Below are 19,071 nucleotides of genomic sequence, written 5' to 3' on the forward strand. Positions count from 1 at the left end.
CGACAGACGGCGTCACTATAACAAGCGATAGTTTCTGTGCAAAACCGGCGAGCAAATCTCACCAATCAAGCGCGATAGAAACTCTTGCGCGACGACTGCGAAGCCTCGGCTTGGGCCCCGCGCGCGACCGCCTCAGATGTATTCAAATGCTCCAGACAGAGCACGTGCCGTGAAACCCAAAATCACTAGCGCGGCTAAAATGTCATGCCGTTTATTTATTATGCTGCGCATCCCGTTCCGATTGGTTAACGGTTCGGAAATCAGGGATTAACGGCAACTTAATGGACAAGACCTTGACGCGCAGGAACGCAGAGAGCCGAGGCAGCCGCCGCCAATTTTTCGCCGGGCCTAACCACGAATGGTTGAAGAATCCGAGCGGCTACGCATTCATCAACCTCGGTTGTATAGCCGGCTGGCCGACCTGATTGTTTTTAGCGAAGGTCCGGTCCGCGGGCGTGAGCTAAGCGCTCCTTGTCGGCGGTTCTCAGGAGGTCGGTGCGTGTCGGTCGGTGCGCGGGGTCGCTGCGCGCGGCCGGAGGCTCGCGCGTCACGCACTCCGGCGGATAGCAGCCAGGCGCGCATCAGTAGCATGACAGTCGGCCCTGCATCCGCTCATGATGTTTCGGACGTTGAACGATGCGCGAGCTGCAGCGAAGATAACAACTCAGCGATGTTCTCTGTCCGTCCGTGTGCGCTTAGGACTTTGACATTATGCCTGTAGTGTAAAAACCGCTTCTGCGCGTGCGACAATCGCAGTGACACATGCTCCTGCCCGTTCCACGTTGAAACCATGACGACCAAGCTGATCGCTCCACGCCCGCTCGATGCGCTTGACCTGCCGCCTGACCTGGACGGTCGCCACGGCGTCAATCGGGCGAACGGTCGCCAGCAGATCACCGCAGCTGACGACCTGAGCGCGATCCGCGCGTGGCTGGCCCGCGTTGTCGATACGAAGACCACTTTCGACAATTATCGCAAGGAAGCTGAGCGACTCCTCTTATGGTCTATTATGCAACTGGGCAAGCCTCTGTCATCACTCACGCACGAGGACCTGCTTGCCTACCAAGTATTTCTTGGAGATCCCCAACCACGTTCGCGCTGGATGTCAGACGGTGGGCGAAAGTTTCCGCGTCACGATCCGCGCTGGCGACCGTTTTACGGGCCGCTCGCAGTCTCCAGCCAGCGTCAGGCGATGGTCATCCTCAATGCGCTGTTCTCATGGCTTGTCGAAGCGGGCTACCTCGCCGGCAATCCGCTGTCCCTGTCGCGCCAGCGGTCCCGCCGACAGGCGCCGCGCATCACCCGCTACCTGGAGCGCGACCTCTGGCAGGAGGTGAAAGTCTATATCGACGGCCTGCCCCGCGATAGCGATCGGGAACAGGAACGTTACTGGCGCGCCCGATGGCTCTTTACCCTGCTCTACCTGGGCGGCCTGCGGATCTCGGAGGTCGGTGGCAACACGATGGGCAAGTTTTTCTGCCGGCGTGACAACGAGGGGCACGAACGGTGGTGGCTGGAGGTGCTTGGCAAAGGTGACAAGGAACGACTCGTCCCCGCGTCCGCCGAGATGATGGTCGAACTCGCGCGCTACCGGCGCGCGCGCGGGCTCGCACCGCTACCGTCCTCGCACGAGGACACGCCACTGGTGTTGCCGCTCGGCAAATCCATGAAGCCGCTCACACGGGCCGCGCTGCACTCGATCATCAAAGGCATCTTTGCGGGCGCAGCGGACAAATTAAGGCTTCGGGGTGAAGAGTATGCCGCGCGTGCCGTACATCTGGAGCGCGCATCCGCACACTGGCTGAGGCACAGTGCCGGCTCTCACATGGCCGACGGCAACCTCGATCTGCGACTCGTGCGAGACAACCTCGGACACGCATCGATTTCGACAACGAGCATCTATCTTCATAGCGACGACGACACCCGTCACCGAGAGACGGAAGAAAAACATCGGCTGGACTGGTGAGGATGGATTTCACGCTCGGCTGCGATTTTGCGCAGAGCGAGGCGGCTCCGTCCCGAGGTCCGCTTTTGCTGCTGCATCAGTAGGCTTGAGCGTGGCTACCTCATGTTTGATGGCACGAGCAACGCACATATCATTCGTCATCCATAACAAACACCCCTAGCGAAGGGCCGCTGGGATTGGGCAATCGGTCCAGAGGCTGCCCGAGTGCGTTCGTTTTCTTGCTGCATGGCGGCTTCTCCGATCGTCAGCAATTTGCGGAAACTCCGTTCTCCAGCCCCCGTTGGGGCTCACACGACAACAACAGATTTCGGATCGCCTTCGACGGTGTTCGCGGCGGCGAAGACCGGACGAGCGTCGTATCGCGGCAGCACAGCCGAAACGCTGTATCCCGGTGCCGTCGGCTGATTGACGTGCTCTGGAGGTTGAGGCGAAAGAGACGAAGCCGGTCCGTCGCCCGCATTTCCGACAGCGAACAAAAGCCGTGCATGATGTTTTTCATGTGCAAGGCCGCCGGGTGTGGTGCTGGGCAAAACGCGGATACCTCGCTTGAGCTGGAGCGGCATCAGCCGGAATCGTGCTGGATCATCGGGCCGATCCCGGCCCCCCGCGACCACTTCGCGCTGCGGGAAGTCATGGACGGGAAACGGCCACCACACAATGCGCTCGTGACTGCGTGCCTGCTGCGATTCATGGAGGAAAGTGCGAAAACTGTCGAGACATGCGATTGCGAACAGATGTAGCGTGAGCCATCGGCTCGTTGACTCGCTCCATTCGCCAGGCGCGATCGGCGCATAACGCGATAGCCAGACGACAATCCCAAGCGGACCGTGCAGCGGAGGATGCAGCAGCGCCTCGGGAACGCCAAAGCCTTCCCATTTCGTGCGCCACCGCAACACAGCCTGTGCGACCGGACAGAACGGCGGCGTCGAGCGGCCATCCATCCTCCTGCGTAGATGGTGGGTGGCCGACGCAATGCACACGTGATGCTGGCCGCCATACTCGCGCATGACCCAGCGCCTGATGGCCTTGTAGCAGCTGCGCGCTCCCGTCAGAAGTTCATCGTCACCCGCGGTTGCGTCAGGGAACATCGTACACGATGCATACCCGCTCACTTCCCTTTCCTCGGGACGGCGTACGTTCCAGACGCCGTCCATGGGATCCGTTTGCGGACCACCTTGTAGGACACGACGCTGGCCGGCGGCCCACCGCGAAAGCAGACGCCGATACGCACCGTCGACCCGCAGGTCATCAAGACCGCGCGACGGTGCAATCCACGGCGTGCCGCAGGATGGACAGGAGAACGGCGCCCGGAAAACGTCTGGTCGCAGCCGGAAGGGAATCTCAAGGGCACACCGGGGGCAACACTCCTCCAGCGGAGTGTGGTGCACGGGACAGTAGCGGCATGTCCGAAGCTGGAATACGGTCAGGTGGACGCCCTCACGCGCGCACCGTGCGCACCAGCGCAGCGTCGGCACGGCGAACACGTGCGCCAGATGCGACGGCATGACGAACGCGCGCGCGATGTCTTCCAGCGGCAGGCGAAGCACATCGGTCAGGCGCCGTACATCAAATTGCCGCGCGTCGCGCAGGTCCATACTCCCCGATACCGACCGCCGCCCTTCACGCCGGCCAAAGCAGTCCGCGAGGCCGGTGCACGACAGCGCGTTGAGCCGCTGGAATTTGGCGAGCAGCGCAAATGCAGATTGCCCGGTGGCGTGCCATTCATCACGCCAGCACCACAGGCCGGGCGATTCATGTTCGGGGTGTGGCACAAGGATATGGAAACGCTTCATGATCCGTATGCAGCCTCGTCGACAAAGATGATGCGCAGCTCCTCGAGTGCGGCGACGAAATTCGATTCCTCCACTGCCTGCGACCAGCTGGCCTGGCTCAGAGCGAAGTCTGCAGCGTCGTGCTGCATGTTGTCTGTCAGCGCGATCTCCACCGTGCGGGCCAGATATTCCGTTGGAATTTCCATCGTGAAATCGAACCGCGCGCGCCGATGCGCGGCATCGAACGCCTCCCATAACACCCCGTGCTGCTTTCCCAGGCGGAAGCCCGAATCGAATGCACGTTGCAGAAAAAAGCGCGTATAGGGCCATTCACTACGGTCCGGAAAGGTCGACGTGTCATACGCACCGAGCGACATCTTCAGATCATCGGCAGAACGGAAACCTTCGAAGCGCAACTCGTCAATCATGAAACGGGACACGATCTGAGATGTATCGACGCTCTGCCGGAACGAGCTCTTGCGGTTCAGGATGCCCGGTTGACCGACGAGAAACGTGAACATCCGGACGCCTCGGCGCTCCAGTTCGTCCTGTACATCGCGCAGCCATTCGTAGTGCTCAAGTTCGAGACGCTGCGCCTCGTCGACGAACACGATCAGTTTGATGCCAGCCGCACGTTCGACCAGTTCAGCCAGCTTGTGATAAAGCCGCAGCCGGCGCTGCAACGCCGTGCCACTATCCGGGCGCTCGTGTTGTGCCGCCTTCAGCAGCATGCCAAAAAACAGGGCTTCCGAACGCGAGGGATTGCGCGGCATGCCGATCGTCAGGATCGCCGCGCGAGGCAGTTCAAGACGCAGAAGCCGGACGCAGTACCGGATCGCGTACGTTTTGCCCCAGCGGGTATGTCCAAAGATCAGGGCACCGGCGACGCCACGTCGGATGCACTGGCGCACGCGTGCATACATCGCCGCGATCGCCGGCGTCGGCACCATGTACGTCTGGTTCGCGAGCGGATGTTCCGATGGATCGACAGGACGTTGCAGCGAGTCAGGCATCGGTCAGCCGAACGTGAAAATCTGCGTGAGCCACGGGGGTGACGGCGTAATTTTCTCGGGTAGGTCCGTAGCCGGCGCTTCATTGGTCGCCGCTGCGCTCGCGTCTGCGACGTCGGGCGGCGGCAATCCCTGATGTGACTTCGCCCGGTCCGTCAGCATGCGCGCCAGGTCGTTGGCGTCGCGCGTATGGCTTCGCGCCAGTTCCTTCTTGTAGGCAAACCACGCTCCTACGGGATCGCTGCCCTCCCGGACCGCCAGCTTTCGCTGGTGAATCAGTGAGAAAATTTCCTGCCGCACGCGCAGCGAATGTGGCGTAAAGCACCACGGCCGCGCCGCAGTCAGCACGCCGAGTTCAGATCCGTCCATATGGAACGCGTGCAGATGCCGGATATCCTTCACGTTGAAATAGATGCGGAGCTGCTTGCCGATCAGTCCCGCGATGCCCGACAGCACACGGCTGTCATAGCGCACGTGCTCAAAATTGATATGGGGGCGCTCGCCGCGGCTCACGTTGCCGCGGATCGTGACAACGCGAGCCTCCTGAAGCAGACACAGGGTGCTGCGCCGGGCCACCGGCAGGGTACGCAGCAGGCCTTCCTCTTTCGCGAGCAGGAACTGCATGGCCTCCAGCGGGGTACGCCCGCCCAGTCCCCCATGCGGCTGGCCGTTGTAGTCGGCGAGAACCACATCGATCACATCCTCAAGCTCATCAAGGGTCATCATCAGCGAGGTTTTGCTGCCGACATCGTTGAGCGCGCGCTCGACTGCGTGCGGATCGCTGCCCGTGGTAGCCGGCAACCTGTGCGCGAAATGCGACGCGATCCGGTCAAAGAAGCGCTCGATCAGCGCACGTTCATTCTTCTGGCCGAGTGGCCCGTTGTCGGTCGCGCAGCCGACCACTTGTGTCAGACGCTCAAGGGTCGCAGTCGCGAAATGGGACTTTGCGGCGTCGAAGCGAAACGTGCCCCAGCACGCCCACGCCGTTTCGGGAATCACCCCGGATGGAAACCCTCCTCCAGGTCTGACTACCAGCGCCGGAATCTTCGACGCGCGCGCTGTGTGTGGCGACAGGCTGGCCTGCAGGGCCACAGCAATGTCGTCCTTGTTATATTCGTGGCCTAGGGAAAGCGTATAGCCAATTACGGCGCGCGTTGCCACGTCGAGCAGCAGCAGGATCCAGATCCTGTGCAGCACAAGCAGCGTTTCAAAACCAAACGGGTCATCAATGCGCAGTGTCAGGCGCACGTCGACCTTGTGACCGTCGAATTCGACAACCTCGTAGGGACGGGTCGCCGGTTTGCGCACTGCTTCGGAATCGTCGCGCCAACGATGGCCAATCTGTTGGGCACCCGCTGCCCGAGCCGCCGCGCCGAAATTCCGGTTCGCAAGCGTGCGCGCGCAAGTGGCAAGCGATCGCTCACCGAGGTATTTCTGGTTGAACGGATATTCATGGGGCTGAATGCCCGCCTGCCGGCACTGCGCAAGAAAGCCTCCGTGCAGTCGCCACAACTGACGGTGCACTTCCGTCAACTCCGCGTGCTTCCGGCTTCGTTCAGTGACCTTACGTTCGATCCAGCGCGCGATGTCCGGATAACGCTGCAGCAATTGAGTGAAGGCGCCGCTGGCGTTACTTGCTACATTTTCACGGAATGGCTTGACCAGCGAGCGGCGATCATAGGGTCGCGTGTGCTGATAAGGGATCAGCGCTCGGCAGCCGAAGATACGACCGTCCTCGTGTTGCGTGATGCACCGCTCGAAGACACGATACAGGTCGTTAAAACCGATGCCGGTTTCCCGGCTGATTTCGCGTAGGGGTGTGTGCCCATCGACAAACAACGTCATCGCCCGGATCCGGCGTTGCAGCAGATCGCGCCCCTCGTCGGAGAGTGCACTGTCGTCTGCGCCCGGCCATTGCCCGACATCGATCAGATCCCGCGGAATGGAGCGGCGGTCGAATCGCATCGCGCCGAAGGCGATCGTTTTCACGGCAGCTCAAGCCGGGTGTGCGCCCCCAACGGCTCGAGTGCAAGTGCTGGACATCGCATCTCGCCGCGCAACACGAGTCTGAAGACCGCCGAGCGCACGAGCATCGGGTCGACGGGCGCGAGCCTCCGCTCGAGTTCAGCCAGAGTCTGGCCGTGATGAAATCGGTCCAGCACGCCGCGCATCACCGCCCCGACAGGAATCGAATGAGTGCTCGCGAGGTGATGCAGCATCGTCATCCTGTTCTCGCGCAACGCCGGCGGATCGTCCAGATGCTGTGGATGAATGAGGTCGAGCTGCATCGAAGACACCCTGCTCCATTTCTCGAATGCCGGAAACAGAGTGTCCCCCCGATCGGCCGCACTCGACTCCGCGGGACGCAGCACAATGCACAATCTCTCTTCGTCAGGCGTGCGGACCCAGAAATCGACGGGCCGCGCCGGCTTCACGTCCGGAACACGCAGAGGTCTCTCGCAGTATGCGAGCACGTGGGGATCCGTTTCGAGGCGGACCCATAGATCCATCGCGCACCGCCCGAACAGTGTCAGCCGGCGTCCAATCTTCGGCCCGAACACGTCATAACGATGCGCGCCGTGCGGACGCGTGCTGTTGACTGCCTGCACGAAACGTGGTTCGATCATGGCTAGGGCTCCGGTTTGCCAAATAATGTTTTAGTACAAAAGCACCCGGTAATCTGCCCTTCCGAACAACGCGCCGTCGAATTCTCCGCGATCGACGCATCACTACAAAATACGTATTGCCTACTACATTTTTCTAGCTTCTAGAAAGTGTATATGCACTTTTAGATCATGACGAAGAACCGGCCGGTCCGGGAACGCGTCTCGTCGTGAAACAATCGGAATAAAAACTAGCCAGATTGCCATCAAAGCTCTACTGGCGTTGGATCTCCTCGGATCGGGACGTTGATCAGGTATGTTTCACAGCGACTTCTTCGATCGCAGACCGCCGGCATACGACAATTCAGACTTTCTCTTCCGATCTCTGGCATTTCTGACTTTCACTTCCTGACGCACAGAAACGAAAGTGATGACGCCGCCCGTGGCAACCGCGCCTCGTTCAATAAGATGCCAATCGGAGGTGCTGCAACTTTCCCTTCATCCCACGCCTGATGACCGCAATCAACGAAGCGGCCAACCGGGCGAAGACTCAGCGCAACGCGCTCGTCGGCGGGTTCGCGTTCGGCGTGCTCGATGACCTCGTGACGTCCACCAAGCTCCTGATCGCCGGCAAGCTGCCGGCCGCGGGCAACCTCATGCGGCAGGTGGTCGAGGGCATGGCCCTATCCATCCTGTGCTCGACGGACGCGCTGCTGATCATCGAGACGAAGGCAAAGCAGCCGCCCGTCATGGCGCGCTACTGGGAGAAAGTCTGGGACGACGACAAGCGCACGCAAGGCCATCGAGCGGTCGCCCAGCTGGGTTTGAACGCCGTCGCACTGGGGGTGTCGGCTGGCGCGGTTGAACATCTACGCCGCGCGAAGCTGCACTACAACGGCTTCAGCCACTGCGGCAAGTTCACGATCGCGAGCCGGGTCTCGCTCAAAGAGGTGGGTACAGTGCACCTCGGCGGCCACTTCGACGAGGCCAAGCTCGAGCACTATCGCGCCGAACTCGATGGGCGGATCAATCTGTGCCGCATCCTGCCGCAGTTCATGGGGCGCATGCTGGCGACCATGGAGCCGCCGGCCGCGCCGGCGCAGCGCGCGGAGCCGGCATGAAGCCCGCCGCGCGACGGCTCACGCGGCAGCATTTCGCGCTGTATCGGGGCTGGCTGGAAGGCGCCGCGATCGGGGGGCTGCACTCGGCCTACGGCGATGCCGGCACGGACGTGCGGGTGACGCGCCGGCTCATCGCCACCATGCGCGACGCCTTATCCGTCGCGGCCCGGCGTGCGCGCGACACCGAGGCCGCGCATCTGCTGCGGCTCAAACCCGGCAGCATCCCGCTTGCCGAGCTGCACGGCCGCGACGACGTGCCGACGCTCGAGGACTATCGCGCGCAGGTCGATCCGGACGGGGTCTACGGCGAAGCGGAGCTCATCGAGCTCTACAGGGGGGATTTTCCGCCGCCGCCCTCGCCCGCCCTGGACCGGAAAATCGCCCGCAATGCGCGGCTGCGCGCCCGCCAGGCCGCGGCGCTCGGGCGCATGGAACGCGCGCTGGTTCAGGACCCCGCGCCCGGGCACCCGCTCGACGGCTGGTTCGAGCCGGCGGTCGCGGCGCGCCTCGCCGCGGCGGGGCTGACCACCCTCGCCGACCTGCTCGCGCTGATCCAGCGCCGCCGGCAGCGCTGGTATACCGCCGTGCCCAGGCTCGGTCCGAAGGGCGCGCAGCGCATCACCGACTGGCTGGATCTGCACGCGCGCTCGCTGCACTGCATCCTCTCGCCGCTGGCGACCACGCCGCGCCGGCAGCTCGCCGTGGGCCATCCGGTGCTCACCCGGCCGGCCGTCAGCGCCGATGTTGCGCCCCTGGAGTCGCTGCGCGTGCCGCCCGAACTGGATGGATCGCAGGGCCTGAACCGGGCGCCCGTGCCCGCCCACCAGGCGGAACTCGCCACCGATCTGGACGCCGTCAACGCGTGGATCGCGATCCGCGGCGAGCGCAGCGCGCACACCGCGCGCGCCTACCGACGCGAAGCCGAGCGGCTACTACTTTGGGCGATAATCGTGCGGCGCAAACCGCTGTCGTCGCTCAATACGCCGGACTGCCGCGAGTACATCAACGGCTTCCTGGCCGACCCTCGTCCGGCCGAGCGATGGATTGGCAACGGCAAGGCCGAGCGGTTCGACCTGGCCTGGCGGCCGTTCGCCAAGAAGCTGCCGCCCGCGAGCCGGGAGACCGCCAGAAAGATCCTGTCGGCCATGTGCAGCTGGCTGGTGGAGGAGCACTACCTGCGGGTCAACCCGTTTCACGGGCTGCAGAAAGTGGACAGTGCGAAGCCGCTGGTCGACGTGACCGGGCGCACGCTCACGCACGCCCAATGGCGTTTTGTGCTCCAGACCGTCAGCCGGCCACTGAACCTGCCCGGCGGCTCGCCCGCTGACCAGCGGGACTGTTTCGCGCTGCTGCTGGCGTATGCGACCGGGCTGCGCCGCACCGAGCTGGCCACCGCCACCACCGGCGCGCTGTCGCGCAAGGCACTCGATGCGGCCCTCGAGGATGCCTGGACCCTGCGGGTCATGGGCAAGGGCAGGCGGGAGCGGCAGGTGCCGATGCCGCACCGGCTGATGGAGGCGCTCGCGGCGTCGCTGCAGCTACGGCCGACGCCCTGCACGCTCGAGACCGCGCCCGGTGACACGCCGCTGATCGCCCACCTGAAAACCGGCAGAGCCCTGTCGCCCGACGCGCTGGCCCGGCTGTACAAGGCCATCTTCAGACGGGCCGCGGACGCGCTCGCGCCCACCTACCCTGGCGCCGCGGCCGATCTGAAACGGGCCAGCACACACTGGCTGCGCCACACGCATGCGAATCACGCGCTCGACGCCGGCGGCGACCTGCGGGACGTGCAGACCGGCCTGGGCCACGCCAGTCTCGGCACGACGACCCTTTACACCAAGGGCGACGCGACCCGGCAGTACCGCGCGGTGGAGCGGTTTTTTGAGGCGGCGCTGGACGACGCTGCGGCCGCATCGCCAGTCTGATCCGGCCGAAAACGGCTGACCAGGCCGTACTATCTGCTGTGCGCATGGCCAATACCACCAAGCGGAGTTAGCGGCATTGAAATGACGCAGCCCTTTGCAGTCCGACGGCGACCGGGCGTGTCCAGCACCCGCGCCCGGCCTATCTGTTGGTACGGGGACGTTCTTGCACGCGGAAAAGTACACGAAAAACAGCGGAAACCGACCCCGCCAACAGGATCGAGATGCAGCGCGGCGGTGGTCTCATTCCGTCTACTAACCTGCCTCACTTCACGCAGATTATTAGGTTTTTGCGCGAAACCGCCTGCCCAGGCGGCTCTGAGACGGTACATCCCCAAAAAAGTTAACTTGCGTTTACCGTTTACGACGGCTAATCTCCGTGTCAATTCGACCGTGGCGGTCCAGTCTTGCCGAATCGGTCCAATCATCGCGAACGGTAGGAACGCAAATGGACATAACCCTCGCTCACCCCGGAAAAACTACCGCGGACGACCTCATGCGCCTTGCGCAGCTGTCGGACGTGATGCTTCAAAAGATCCGGGACGAGATGCTTGAGCCCTTCCCCCGAAAAGAGGCGCCGCTCATTACATCGGCACGCGTCCAAGAGATGTGCGGGATCGACAAGCAGCGAATGGCCTACGTTCTGAAAAAGGGTGAACTACCAGAAGGACGACAAACCCGGCCGGGCGCTCCGCGTTCTTTCTCTGTCGCCGAGACGATCGAGTGGATCAAGGCTGAACTCAAGCCAGCACCGCGTCAAGGCCCGGCCAAGGTGCTGGCCGTCGCCAACTTCAAGGGTGGTGTCACCAAAACTACGACCTCGACGTTGCTTGCGCAGGGTTTGTCGATGCGGCGGGGGCGCCGCGTGCTCCATATCGACCTCGATCCTCAAGGAAGCGCGACAACACTGTACGGCATCAACCCCCATGCAGAGGTCGATTCTTCCCAGACAATCATGCCGTTGGTCGAGGCCTATCTTAGCGATCAGCCATTCGATATGCGGGCGCTCCCCACTCCCACCTATTGGCCAAATCTTGATTTGATCCCGTCGTCCACGGAGCTGTTCAATGCTGAGTTCATGCTCCCGGCCCGAGCGTCTGCGACCGAGCATGGGGTGCGATTCGAACAGGTTCTTCACGACGGCCTCGAAAGTCTGAAGGACGAGTACGACTACATCATCATCGATACTGCGCCGACGCTTAGCTATCTGACAATCAACGCGATCTTTGCCGCAGACGGCGTAATCGTCCCTGTCGTGCCCGACATGCTCTCCTTTGCCTCGATGGTGCAGTTCTGGCACCTGTTTGCCGACCTAATTAACGGGATGAAGGCTTTTGGCGACGAGCGGACAAAGGAATTCGATTTTGTCGATGTCCTCGTCACGCGTTCCACGCCAAAGGCGGCTGCGCAAGTTTTGCAGGCCTGGATTTCGCAGATATATGGCTCCCGAGTGATCCCTGTTGAAATCCCCGAGACAGATCTTGCACGCAACACGAACATGCGCTTTTCCACGATCTACGATCTTGCGAGCTACGAGGGGGGCGCGGAGACGCTTCGGCGCATTCGCTCGCCGGTCGACCAACTGGTTGATCGTGTAGACGACAAGGTCAGCTCGATGTGGACACGAGGAGCCTAGAAATGTCTTGGATCAAGGATCAAGCAGCCAAAGCCGCGAACATTCAGCTAACGGAGGCTGACCAGGCACGCGCCACCGCGACAAAGCCCGGCGGCCCCAGGACAGCCCCGGGGCAGCTGATGCACTTGCAGGCAACAGCTGCCGCACAACGAGAAGAGATCGAGCGCCTCAAGACCGCGCTTCAGGGGGCGGCGAAGGCCAAACTACCTGTAGCTCGCCTCCATGAGGTCCCCGGGCGGCGCAGAAAGCTGACTTCAGAGCAATACAGCGAACTAAAGGCGAATCTCGAAAAGTACCCACTTTCAACGCCAGTCAGTGTCGAAGAGCGGTCGGACGGAGACTGGGACATTGTCGCCGGCAACAATCGAGTCGCCATTTATCGAGAGCTTGGGCGAGAGGAAATTGAGGCGAACATCCTTAATATCGACCAATCGTTGGTTGAGAGAGTCGCATTCTTTTCCAACCTGCTGTCGCCGTCGCTCTCGGACTTCGAAAAGTATTGGAACTTCAAACGGCTGCAGGAAGGCACTGAGTTGACGCGTCAGGACTTAGCCGAAGCCGCAGGGCTCGCCAAATCGCATGTTAGCCGCATCTTTGCCTTCGAGGGTCTGCCTGACGAGGCCAAAGAAATTCTCGCGCAGCGACCTGAGCGGCTTGGCAGCCATGCGGCGGCGAAGCTTGCAACCGCAGCCAGCGCCGGCAAGGCAGCCGAAGTCACGCAAGCAATCCGGCGTTTGGTCGAGGACGAGGCATTTACTCAGGAGAATGCCGTCAAGCTCGCCACAGCAAAACCGAAGGCTCCCGACACAAACGCCCGGGAGACGCTGGTAGTAAAAGTTGGGAAAAAGCGCTTTTGCGAGATCACCGCTCGCAATGGCGTGATTGGTGTGAAATTAACCGACGAGGCTGATCAGGCCGGGCAGTGGGCCAAGGAGATTCAGGCGTTCATCGAGTCGAAGTTGAAGCAGCGCGAGTAGAGCGCGTTCCCACTGGGAACTTCTTTTGATTCAATGGCTTGGATTTAGCGATCTGCCGGTCGCGAGATGCATTAAAGCCGGTTCCCTTTGGGAACCATCGAAAAAACAAGCACTTATGAAGTGCCAATGAAGAACCGGAGCCGAAATGCTTAGCTTCTGACCGCAGTAAAAACAAAAGCCTTCGGCTGGAACCGAAGGCTTTTGAATATTGGGCTTGCTGTCGCTCACCCATCTGCTGCACTTCCCCGACTGGAATCGGGCAAGGGACCAAACACCTCGAAGTGTAGCGGAACGTGATCGGCAGTCAAGCATGTGCCATCCATTTTTTCGAAATGGACGTGTAGACATGCCTATCGCGCAACACTTCGTTGCCGGCGAGGGGGACATTCGCCCTCACCCGGCTGATCCGGCAGATATCAAAATCGATGCCGATGCCCTCGCCGAATTCACCTGCGACACCACCAATCTTCCGTGGATCGTCTTTCGCGCCGCGCATCGCGCTGCACATCTGCACGGCGTCCCCGCCCGTGCCCGCGCCCTGCTCTCGGCCCTCGCCCGCACCGTCGACGCCCATCGCCCTTACGCGGCGATTTACGCGCGCCGCGAACTGCTTACTGGCCGCGCCATGCAATCCATGCGCACGTTCTATCGTAGCCTCGATGATCTCGAAGCCGCCGGCCTGATCGTCCGCCCTCCACAGAGGCGCTATGGCGAGGCAGGCCTGTTTGGTCGCGCCTACCTCCACCTCACTGAGCCGGCTGCCCAGTTGCTCGGTCTCGTCGAGCCGCCGGCCACCGCCAGCGACCCCGAACCGGATCATCACGAGGGAGTCGCCCCCGCGGTCCTTTCCTTGCCGCAGCCGTCTGCCAGCGTGGCAGACGGTGCTATATATAAGGATCTTTACCCTGCTTCTTCTCAAAAGAGACAACCGGGCCAGCTCCCGAGCGACCTCGCGCGCCTTCGCCGCCTGGGATTTCATGAATTCCTGATTTTCAAACTCATGCGCGAAGCACGCCAGCACCAGAAGCTGCTTTCCGATGTCGTTGACGTCGCCTGGGAACACCTCCGCAAAGCCCAGCGCCCCATCAACTATCTGCGCGCGCTGCTGCGCTCGACCGCTGATTTCGCCTGGCAGGCTCGCAACAAACGGCAGGCAGTGGCCCGACGTCACGAGGCCAACCAGGAAGCGCTCCGGGTCGCCACCGTGGTCCAGCGTAATGTTGGCGGGATCTTCTTCGACCGCGATACCTCGCGACGGATCTGCGTGGCCAACGACGCCAGCACAGTCACCGTCCACGAATGTGGGGAGACCGCACCACGCGTCAGCGCCGGAAACTGGCAGGTGGATTTCGTTGCCGCGATCGAAAGCGGGCACCTCGTTCGGGCCACGCCGGAGCGGGAGGCGGCATTCGAAAGCAAGCGGCAGCGGGGCAGAGAAGACCGGCATGCGGCACCGCGTCCTCAGCCCACCTACGCGATGCCGCGGGTCCTCACCGAGGCGGCAGGCGAACGGCTTGCCGAGATGAAGAAGTTGCTGCGTGCGACCGTTGCCGGCGTTCGTACACACTGACGCCGTGCGGGGGTGCAGCACGCCTAACGGCGTGCGGACGCCTTGCGGGTGTCGAAGGCAAAGTGTAGGATTAAATCCTACACTCAGAAGGGAGACTTCCCGTGCGCTCAACCCAACAATTCAGCATCACGCTGCCCAACGAAATGGCCGAGGCAGTCAGGTCCAAGGTGGCGGCCGGCGAATACGCGACGGAGAGCGAAGTGATCCGCGATGGACTCCGGGCGCTGCTCGCGCGTGACCGTGCAGTGGAAAGCTGGCTGCGCGAGCAGGTCGCACCCGCCTACGACGCGCTTAAGGCTGACCCGTCTCGTGCCGTCGGGGTCGACCAGCTGCGTGCGTCCCTTGCCGCTGAACACCGCAAGGCCATCGAAAAAGCGTAATGTCCTATACCGTCGCCTTTACACCGGAAGCGCAGGAGCAACTGCTCGAGCTTTATCGCTACATTGCGGCTGCGGCCTCGCCGGTGATCGCGGAACGCTATACCAACGCAATCATTACGTACTGCGAAGAGTTGCGGACGTTTCCGCATCGAGGCAATCGCCGGGACGACATTCGCGAGGGACTGCGCGTCACGAATTACCGCAAGAGGGTAGTGGTAGCCTTCGACGTCGACGCGGAGCAGGTCTCTGTGATTGGCATTTTCTACGGCGGACAAGACTACGAGACGGTCCTGCAGGATGACACCGATGACTCCTAAAGCTGCCTGCGGGATCACGGGTTCGTACCAATGCGAGCATGCTGGGTGTTTACACCGCGCCGCGAAGACGCGAAATTATTTTGAGGACTTTAAACGGTGTCTTTTCCGATACGCCCCATCGCTTTTGTTCTGGCATCTTCCAACCACGGAAGCATGATTGTCAATCGCAACGACTATCACACCAACGGCGCATATGGCGCCTATGGCGTTGGGCATCAACTACTAAACAGATCAAGTTTTGACGAGACCGAAGTGCGCCTCGCATTAACACTACTTGATTGCCGCAGGAAGCATTTTGGTGACGGCGTTGTCGCGATTGATGGCGGTGCAAACATTGGTGTGCATTCGATTGAGTGGGCACGGCACATGTACGGTTGGGGCCGCATCCTCGCGTTCGAGGCCCAGGAAATCGTCTACTACGCGCTGGCCGGCAATATCGCATTGAATAACTGCCTGAACGCGCGAGTAAGGCTTGCCGCCCTCGGGGAGCAGTGTGGCGAACTGGCTGTGCCGCAGCCGGATTATTTCAGGCCCGCCAGCTTTGGCAGTCTGGAATTGCGCCGGCGGACTGACAATGAATTTATCGGGCAACAGATTTCCTATGATAGCGTTGCTGGCGCCACAGTTCCGATGGTCAGCCTGGACTCTCTCGGACTGGAACGTCTAGACTTGGTGAAATTGGACGTCGAGGGAATGGAACTGGAAGTATTGCGCGGCAGCCGGTCCGTTCTCGCGATCCATCACCCGGTCATGATCATTGAGACCATCAAGTCTGACGGCGGTGCGATCGGGGCTTTCGTCACGGAGCTTGGCTATCGCACTTTCCCGGCCGGACCAAACATCATCGCTGTTCATACCAGCGATCCGACACTCGGCCAGATTTCGCTCAAGGATGACCAACTGTGCTTTACCGTGTGATGTGATGAACGACGGGCGAGGTTGTCAGGTCTGACTCGCCCCTCAATGCTGCGGAGCATTATGAAGATAGGACACGCCTACATTCGGCTGCGAGATTGTGGATTTCTGCCTTGATGTGCAGAATATCTTCAAAGTCGGGGCTGCGATGTTCCTCGCCTTCCGGCCACAAAGCATGTGCTTGGTCGGCAAGACTGTTAACCTCGGCTAGAAACTGAGCCGTCTCAACGGAGATACCGCTCGCACGGGCTAAATTGATCGCTTCCTGGCACGCAAGGAGGTCTTGGTGGAGGCGGTTTAGGCGTTGACGGATCGGTGAGCTGTCGTTTGTCATGTTTGGGGGTTCGAGCGAATTAGCCGCGGCTTTGATCGTGGGGCAGGGCAGTGTATGCCCGATCTTAGCGCGACTTTGGGTGGGCGAGCGCTGCAAGTGCTGGCGTCAGTGCGCGTCGGCAAGGCGGTCGAACAAGTCAGTCTACGTTGTCGAGCCGCTAAACGTAGGTTTCTCCACGTTGAAAGCGTTGCTGTCGGCTGCGATTGAAGGCCTCGGCACGTACCTGGGTTCTGACGGTCAGCACATACATGGAGTCTATCTTGAGACATATAGGGTTGGTCTTGTTAGTTCTTGCTTGTCTCGGTCAGGCACAGGCACAGACCGCACAGTTGACACTTGACGTGACTGGCAATATCACGCATGTAACTGAAGCAGATACTCACAGTTATCATTTTACCCGCGCCGACCTGCTTTCGCTCGGTGCGAAGAGCATCAAGACTTCCACGAATTGGACACCCGTGAGCGTGTGGCGCGGGCCAACTCTGGAAAGCATTCTTGAGAAAGTCGGCGCACGAGGTAAGGTGCTGCACATATATGCGCTTGATGATTACAAGCATGATGTTCCCATCTCTGACGCGAAGCAGTACGGGGCGATTGTGGCCTACGAGCGTGATGGCAAACCACTGGAGCCGAAAGGCTTCGGGCCACTAATGCTAATTTATCCCCGCGATGAGCAACCGGACGAACTGAACCGCGCGTCGATCGAAGCTCGATTTGTGTGGCAAATTTATAAGATCGTTGTTGAATGACCTTCCTTCGCGCTATTGGCGTCAAAAGGGTCCTGGGCGTCGCGATTGCTCTCCTCCTTTGCGTATCCGGGGTATGGGTTTACTTCGCGTATTCGCTGCTCCTGTCGCCCGCAAGTCTCAAGGCGCTGGCTGGTCCTCAAGAGAACTACTACTGGTCCGTGGCGCAACTGGAAATCGCCGCAAACAAGGCCAAGAACGCCTTTCTCCTGTATGGCGCTGGCAGATCGGATTTTCGGTCGGTGCAGTTGCGCTTTGATGTATTGCAATCGAAATACGCCGTGTTGGCCACACCGTCCGATGCCACCCAGATCTTTAACGGCAATGCTTCCTTTCGGGATGCGATCGCACAAATAGGTGCCGTGATCGAGAAGGTGAGGCCCGCCGTCGAACAGCTGCCGCAAGATCCACGCAGGGCCGTGGACCTGTCGCTTCGTCTAGGGCAGATAGATGAGCCTCTGGCAGTCATCACAGATAACGTGAGCGAGGCCGAGATAGACCGGCGCGATACAGTCTACGAAGACTTGATCGGAAAGCGGCACCTTTTTTTCCTGAGCAGCCTGCTGCTGTTGCTACTCCTGGCGGGAACGGCTGTGCTCGCCTTGCTGCTGGGCGTCGATCGTAAGCGGCTAACGCGCCAGCAGCGCGCGGCAATAAAGGCAGAGCAGGACGCGGTACGCGCCAAAAATGCATTCCTCGGGATGATCGGGCACGAACTGCGGACGCCGCTGCAAAGTATCGTTAGTGTGGCCGATACCCTTTTGGATCGGCGATTTGCCGAAAGAGACGCGACGTTGATCAAGAGGCTGGCGGTGGCCGCAAGTAGGCTAGAAACACAGATGAAAGATCTTACCGACTTCGCGCGACTGGACGCCGGAGGCCTCACGTTGAGGGAGCGGGAATTTCAACCCGCCGACGTTATTGGATCGATGATTGACGACGTGACGACGTCTGCCAAGAGCAAGGGGTTGGAGGTCGTCGCGATGGTCAACAACGGCGATGGCTGGTATCTGTCGGACCCCGATCGCATCAGGCAGATAGTTGGAAACCTGTTATCGAATGCGGTCCGGTATACGGATGCCGGCCGAATTCTTGTGCGTCTCGATGTGACGCCGTCAAGGGATGGGGCCGTCCTTGACATTACCGTTGAAGACACCGGGCCCGGCATACCTGCGGCGTCCGTTAGTCAGCTCTTTCAGCCCTTCACGCAACTGGACCAGTCCAATACGAGGAAGCACGACGGCGCAGGCATTGGCCTCGCGATCGTCAAGGGGCTTGTCGATCTGCTCGGCGGATCGATCAACATCGACACTGAACCGGGGCGAGGAACGAAAGTCTCAGTGTCGCTGCCCGTCAAGGAAGCCGCAGCTGCTACAGAGGCCGATGGAACAGAGCTGCAAGTTACGGCGATCATCGAACGGAAGAGGGTACTTATCGTAGATGACCAGGAATCTGCAAGAGAGTCATTTGCGGATGTGCTGTCATCGTTTGGCGCGTATGTGGATGTTGCTGCCAACGCAGGCGAGGCTTTGGCTGCGTTGAGTGAGGCTACGTATGACGCAGTATTGCTGGATGTGCAGATGCCAGGGGAAGACGGGATCGCCGTCGCCCGAAAGGTACGAGCGACGCCGGGACCGAATAGGGATGTTCCTATCATCGGCATCAGTGCGTTTTCCAGGGAACTGCTGAAAGACAGTGGAGCCGAACTCTTCACACAACACCTGCACAAGCCTGTGCGAAACTCGGTATTAAAGCAGGCGCTACTGGATGCGCTTGCAGCTGACAAGCCGCACTGAATTCAA

16 protein-coding genes are annotated in these 19,071 nt (G+C 60.9%); 11 read left to right on the forward strand and 5 right to left on the reverse strand.

Annotated elements, in window-relative coordinates:
- Positions 1–790: 790 nt before the first annotated feature.
- Positions 791–1,966: a tyrosine-type recombinase/integrase gene (locus tag VOM14_RS28905; protein WP_327632141.1), complete on the forward strand. Its 1,176-nt coding sequence runs from the start codon at positions 791–793 to the stop codon at positions 1,964–1,966.
- A 287-nt stretch (positions 1,967–2,253) separates the two neighbouring features.
- Here the strand turns inward: VOM14_RS28905 and VOM14_RS28910 are convergent, their stop codons facing one another.
- From VOM14_RS28910 to VOM14_RS28925, 4 genes are read right to left on the reverse strand one after another with little or no spacing between them, the layout of a single operon-like run.
- Entirely contained in the window at positions 2,254–3,759 is a 1,506-nt protein-coding gene (locus VOM14_RS28910; RefSeq protein ID WP_327632142.1) for a hypothetical protein, read from the reverse strand.
- Positions 3,756–4,751 (reverse strand): ATP-binding protein, encoded by a 996-nt coding sequence (locus VOM14_RS28915; protein WP_327632143.1) that lies wholly within the window; start codon positions 4,749–4,751, stop codon positions 3,756–3,758. The genes VOM14_RS28910 and VOM14_RS28915 overlap by 4 nt, the downstream gene beginning before the upstream one ends.
- A 3-nt stretch (positions 4,752–4,754) precedes the next feature.
- Positions 4,755–6,737 carry a hypothetical protein gene (locus tag VOM14_RS28920; RefSeq protein WP_327632144.1) on the reverse strand — a complete coding sequence of 661 codons (1,983 nt, stop codon included), beginning with the start codon at positions 6,735–6,737 and terminating at the stop codon, positions 4,755–4,757.
- On the reverse strand, positions 6,734–7,375 hold the full coding sequence (locus VOM14_RS28925; protein WP_327632145.1) for a hypothetical protein: 642 nt from the start codon (positions 7,373–7,375) through the stop codon (positions 6,734–6,736). Before VOM14_RS28925 ends, VOM14_RS28920 begins: the two co-directional genes overlap by 4 nt.
- A gap of 488 nt (positions 7,376–7,863) precedes the next feature.
- Here VOM14_RS28925 and VOM14_RS28930 point away from each other — a divergent pair, with 488 nt between their 5' ends.
- The 8 genes from VOM14_RS28930 (at position 7,864) to VOM14_RS28965 (ending at position 16,192) form a co-directional block, all read left to right on the forward strand.
- Entirely contained in the window at positions 7,864–8,472 is a 609-nt protein-coding gene (locus VOM14_RS28930; RefSeq protein ID WP_327632146.1) for a hypothetical protein, read from the forward strand.
- Complete coding sequence (locus tag VOM14_RS28935; protein ID WP_327632147.1) at positions 8,469–10,397, forward strand: phage integrase family protein; 1,929 nt, start codon at positions 8,469–8,471, stop codon at positions 10,395–10,397. The genes VOM14_RS28930 and VOM14_RS28935 overlap by 4 nt, the downstream gene beginning before the upstream one ends.
- Before the next feature lie 445 nt (positions 10,398–10,842).
- Positions 10,843–12,030, forward strand: coding sequence for a ParA family protein (locus tag VOM14_RS28940; protein ID WP_179741872.1), 1,188 nt, complete (start codon positions 10,843–10,845; stop codon positions 12,028–12,030).
- A 2-nt stretch (positions 12,031–12,032) separates the two neighbouring features.
- Complete coding sequence (locus VOM14_RS28945) at positions 12,033–13,007, forward strand: ParB/RepB/Spo0J family partition protein (protein ID WP_327632148.1); 975 nt, start codon at positions 12,033–12,035, stop codon at positions 13,005–13,007.
- Positions 13,008–13,353: 346 nt separating this feature from the next.
- Positions 13,354–14,577 carry a Replication protein O gene (locus tag VOM14_RS28950; protein ID WP_327632149.1) on the forward strand — a complete coding sequence of 408 codons (1,224 nt, stop codon included), beginning with the start codon at positions 13,354–13,356 and terminating at the stop codon, positions 14,575–14,577.
- Positions 14,578–14,678: 101 nt separating this feature from the next.
- The gene (locus VOM14_RS28955) at positions 14,679–14,957 is read left to right on the forward strand and encodes a ribbon-helix-helix domain-containing protein (protein WP_327632150.1); all 279 of its coding nucleotides are present in this window, start codon (positions 14,679–14,681) and stop codon (positions 14,955–14,957) included.
- Positions 14,957–15,274: a type II toxin-antitoxin system RelE/ParE family toxin gene (locus VOM14_RS28960; protein WP_327632151.1), complete on the forward strand. Its 318-nt coding sequence runs from the start codon at positions 14,957–14,959 to the stop codon at positions 15,272–15,274. Before VOM14_RS28955 ends, VOM14_RS28960 begins: the two co-directional genes overlap by 1 nt.
- Positions 15,275–15,370: 96 nt before the next feature.
- The gene (locus VOM14_RS28965; RefSeq protein WP_327632152.1) at positions 15,371–16,192 is read left to right on the forward strand and encodes an FkbM family methyltransferase; all 822 of its coding nucleotides are present in this window, start codon (positions 15,371–15,373) and stop codon (positions 16,190–16,192) included.
- Positions 16,193–16,250: 58 nt separating this feature from the next.
- Here the strand turns inward: VOM14_RS28965 and VOM14_RS28970 are convergent, their stop codons facing one another.
- Positions 16,251–16,523 (reverse strand): hypothetical protein, encoded by a 273-nt coding sequence (locus tag VOM14_RS28970; protein ID WP_327632153.1) that lies wholly within the window; start codon positions 16,521–16,523, stop codon positions 16,251–16,253.
- A gap of 341 nt (positions 16,524–16,864) precedes the next feature.
- Between VOM14_RS28970 and VOM14_RS28975 the strand changes: the two genes are divergently transcribed.
- Both VOM14_RS28975 and VOM14_RS28980 read left to right on the forward strand, forming a co-directional pair.
- On the forward strand, positions 16,865–17,272 hold the full coding sequence (locus tag VOM14_RS28975) for a molybdopterin-dependent oxidoreductase (RefSeq protein ID WP_327632154.1): 408 nt from the start codon (positions 16,865–16,867) through the stop codon (positions 17,270–17,272).
- On the forward strand, positions 17,269–19,065 hold the full coding sequence (locus VOM14_RS28980; RefSeq protein ID WP_327632155.1) for an ATP-binding response regulator: 1,797 nt from the start codon (positions 17,269–17,271) through the stop codon (positions 19,063–19,065). The genes VOM14_RS28975 and VOM14_RS28980 overlap by 4 nt, the downstream gene beginning before the upstream one ends.
- The last annotated feature ends 6 nt before the right edge of the window (positions 19,066–19,071 follow it).

The organism is Paraburkholderia sp. MPAMCS5, from assembly GCF_036016995.1.
Taxonomy (GTDB): domain Bacteria; phylum Pseudomonadota; class Gammaproteobacteria; order Burkholderiales; family Burkholderiaceae; genus Paraburkholderia.

Coding starts and splice junctions, on each gene's coding strand:
- VOM14_RS28935 (WP_327632147.1), top strand. CDS start 8,469: ATGAAGCCCGCCGCGCGACGGCTCACGCGGCAGCATTTCGCGCTGTAT.
- VOM14_RS28915 (WP_327632143.1), bottom strand. CDS start 4,751: ATGCCTGACTCGCTGCAACGTCCTGTCGATCCATCGGAACATCCGCTC.
- VOM14_RS28945 (WP_327632148.1), top strand. CDS start 12,033: ATGTCTTGGATCAAGGATCAAGCAGCCAAAGCCGCGAACATTCAGCTA.
- VOM14_RS28925 (WP_327632145.1), bottom strand. CDS start 7,375: ATGATCGAACCACGTTTCGTGCAGGCAGTCAACAGCACGCGTCCGCAC.
- VOM14_RS28960 (WP_327632151.1), top strand. CDS start 14,957: ATGTCCTATACCGTCGCCTTTACACCGGAAGCGCAGGAGCAACTGCTC.
- VOM14_RS28910 (WP_327632142.1), bottom strand. CDS start 3,759: ATGAAGCGTTTCCATATCCTTGTGCCACACCCCGAACATGAATCGCCC.
- VOM14_RS28930 (WP_327632146.1), top strand. CDS start 7,864: ATGACCGCAATCAACGAAGCGGCCAACCGGGCGAAGACTCAGCGCAAC.
- VOM14_RS28980 (WP_327632155.1), top strand. CDS start 17,269: ATGACCTTCCTTCGCGCTATTGGCGTCAAAAGGGTCCTGGGCGTCGCG.
- VOM14_RS28905 (WP_327632141.1), top strand. CDS start 791: ATGACGACCAAGCTGATCGCTCCACGCCCGCTCGATGCGCTTGACCTG.
- VOM14_RS28970 (WP_327632153.1), bottom strand. CDS start 16,523: ATGACAAACGACAGCTCACCGATCCGTCAACGCCTAAACCGCCTCCAC.
- VOM14_RS28950 (WP_327632149.1), top strand. CDS start 13,354: ATGCCTATCGCGCAACACTTCGTTGCCGGCGAGGGGGACATTCGCCCT.
- VOM14_RS28940 (WP_179741872.1), top strand. CDS start 10,843: ATGGACATAACCCTCGCTCACCCCGGAAAAACTACCGCGGACGACCTC.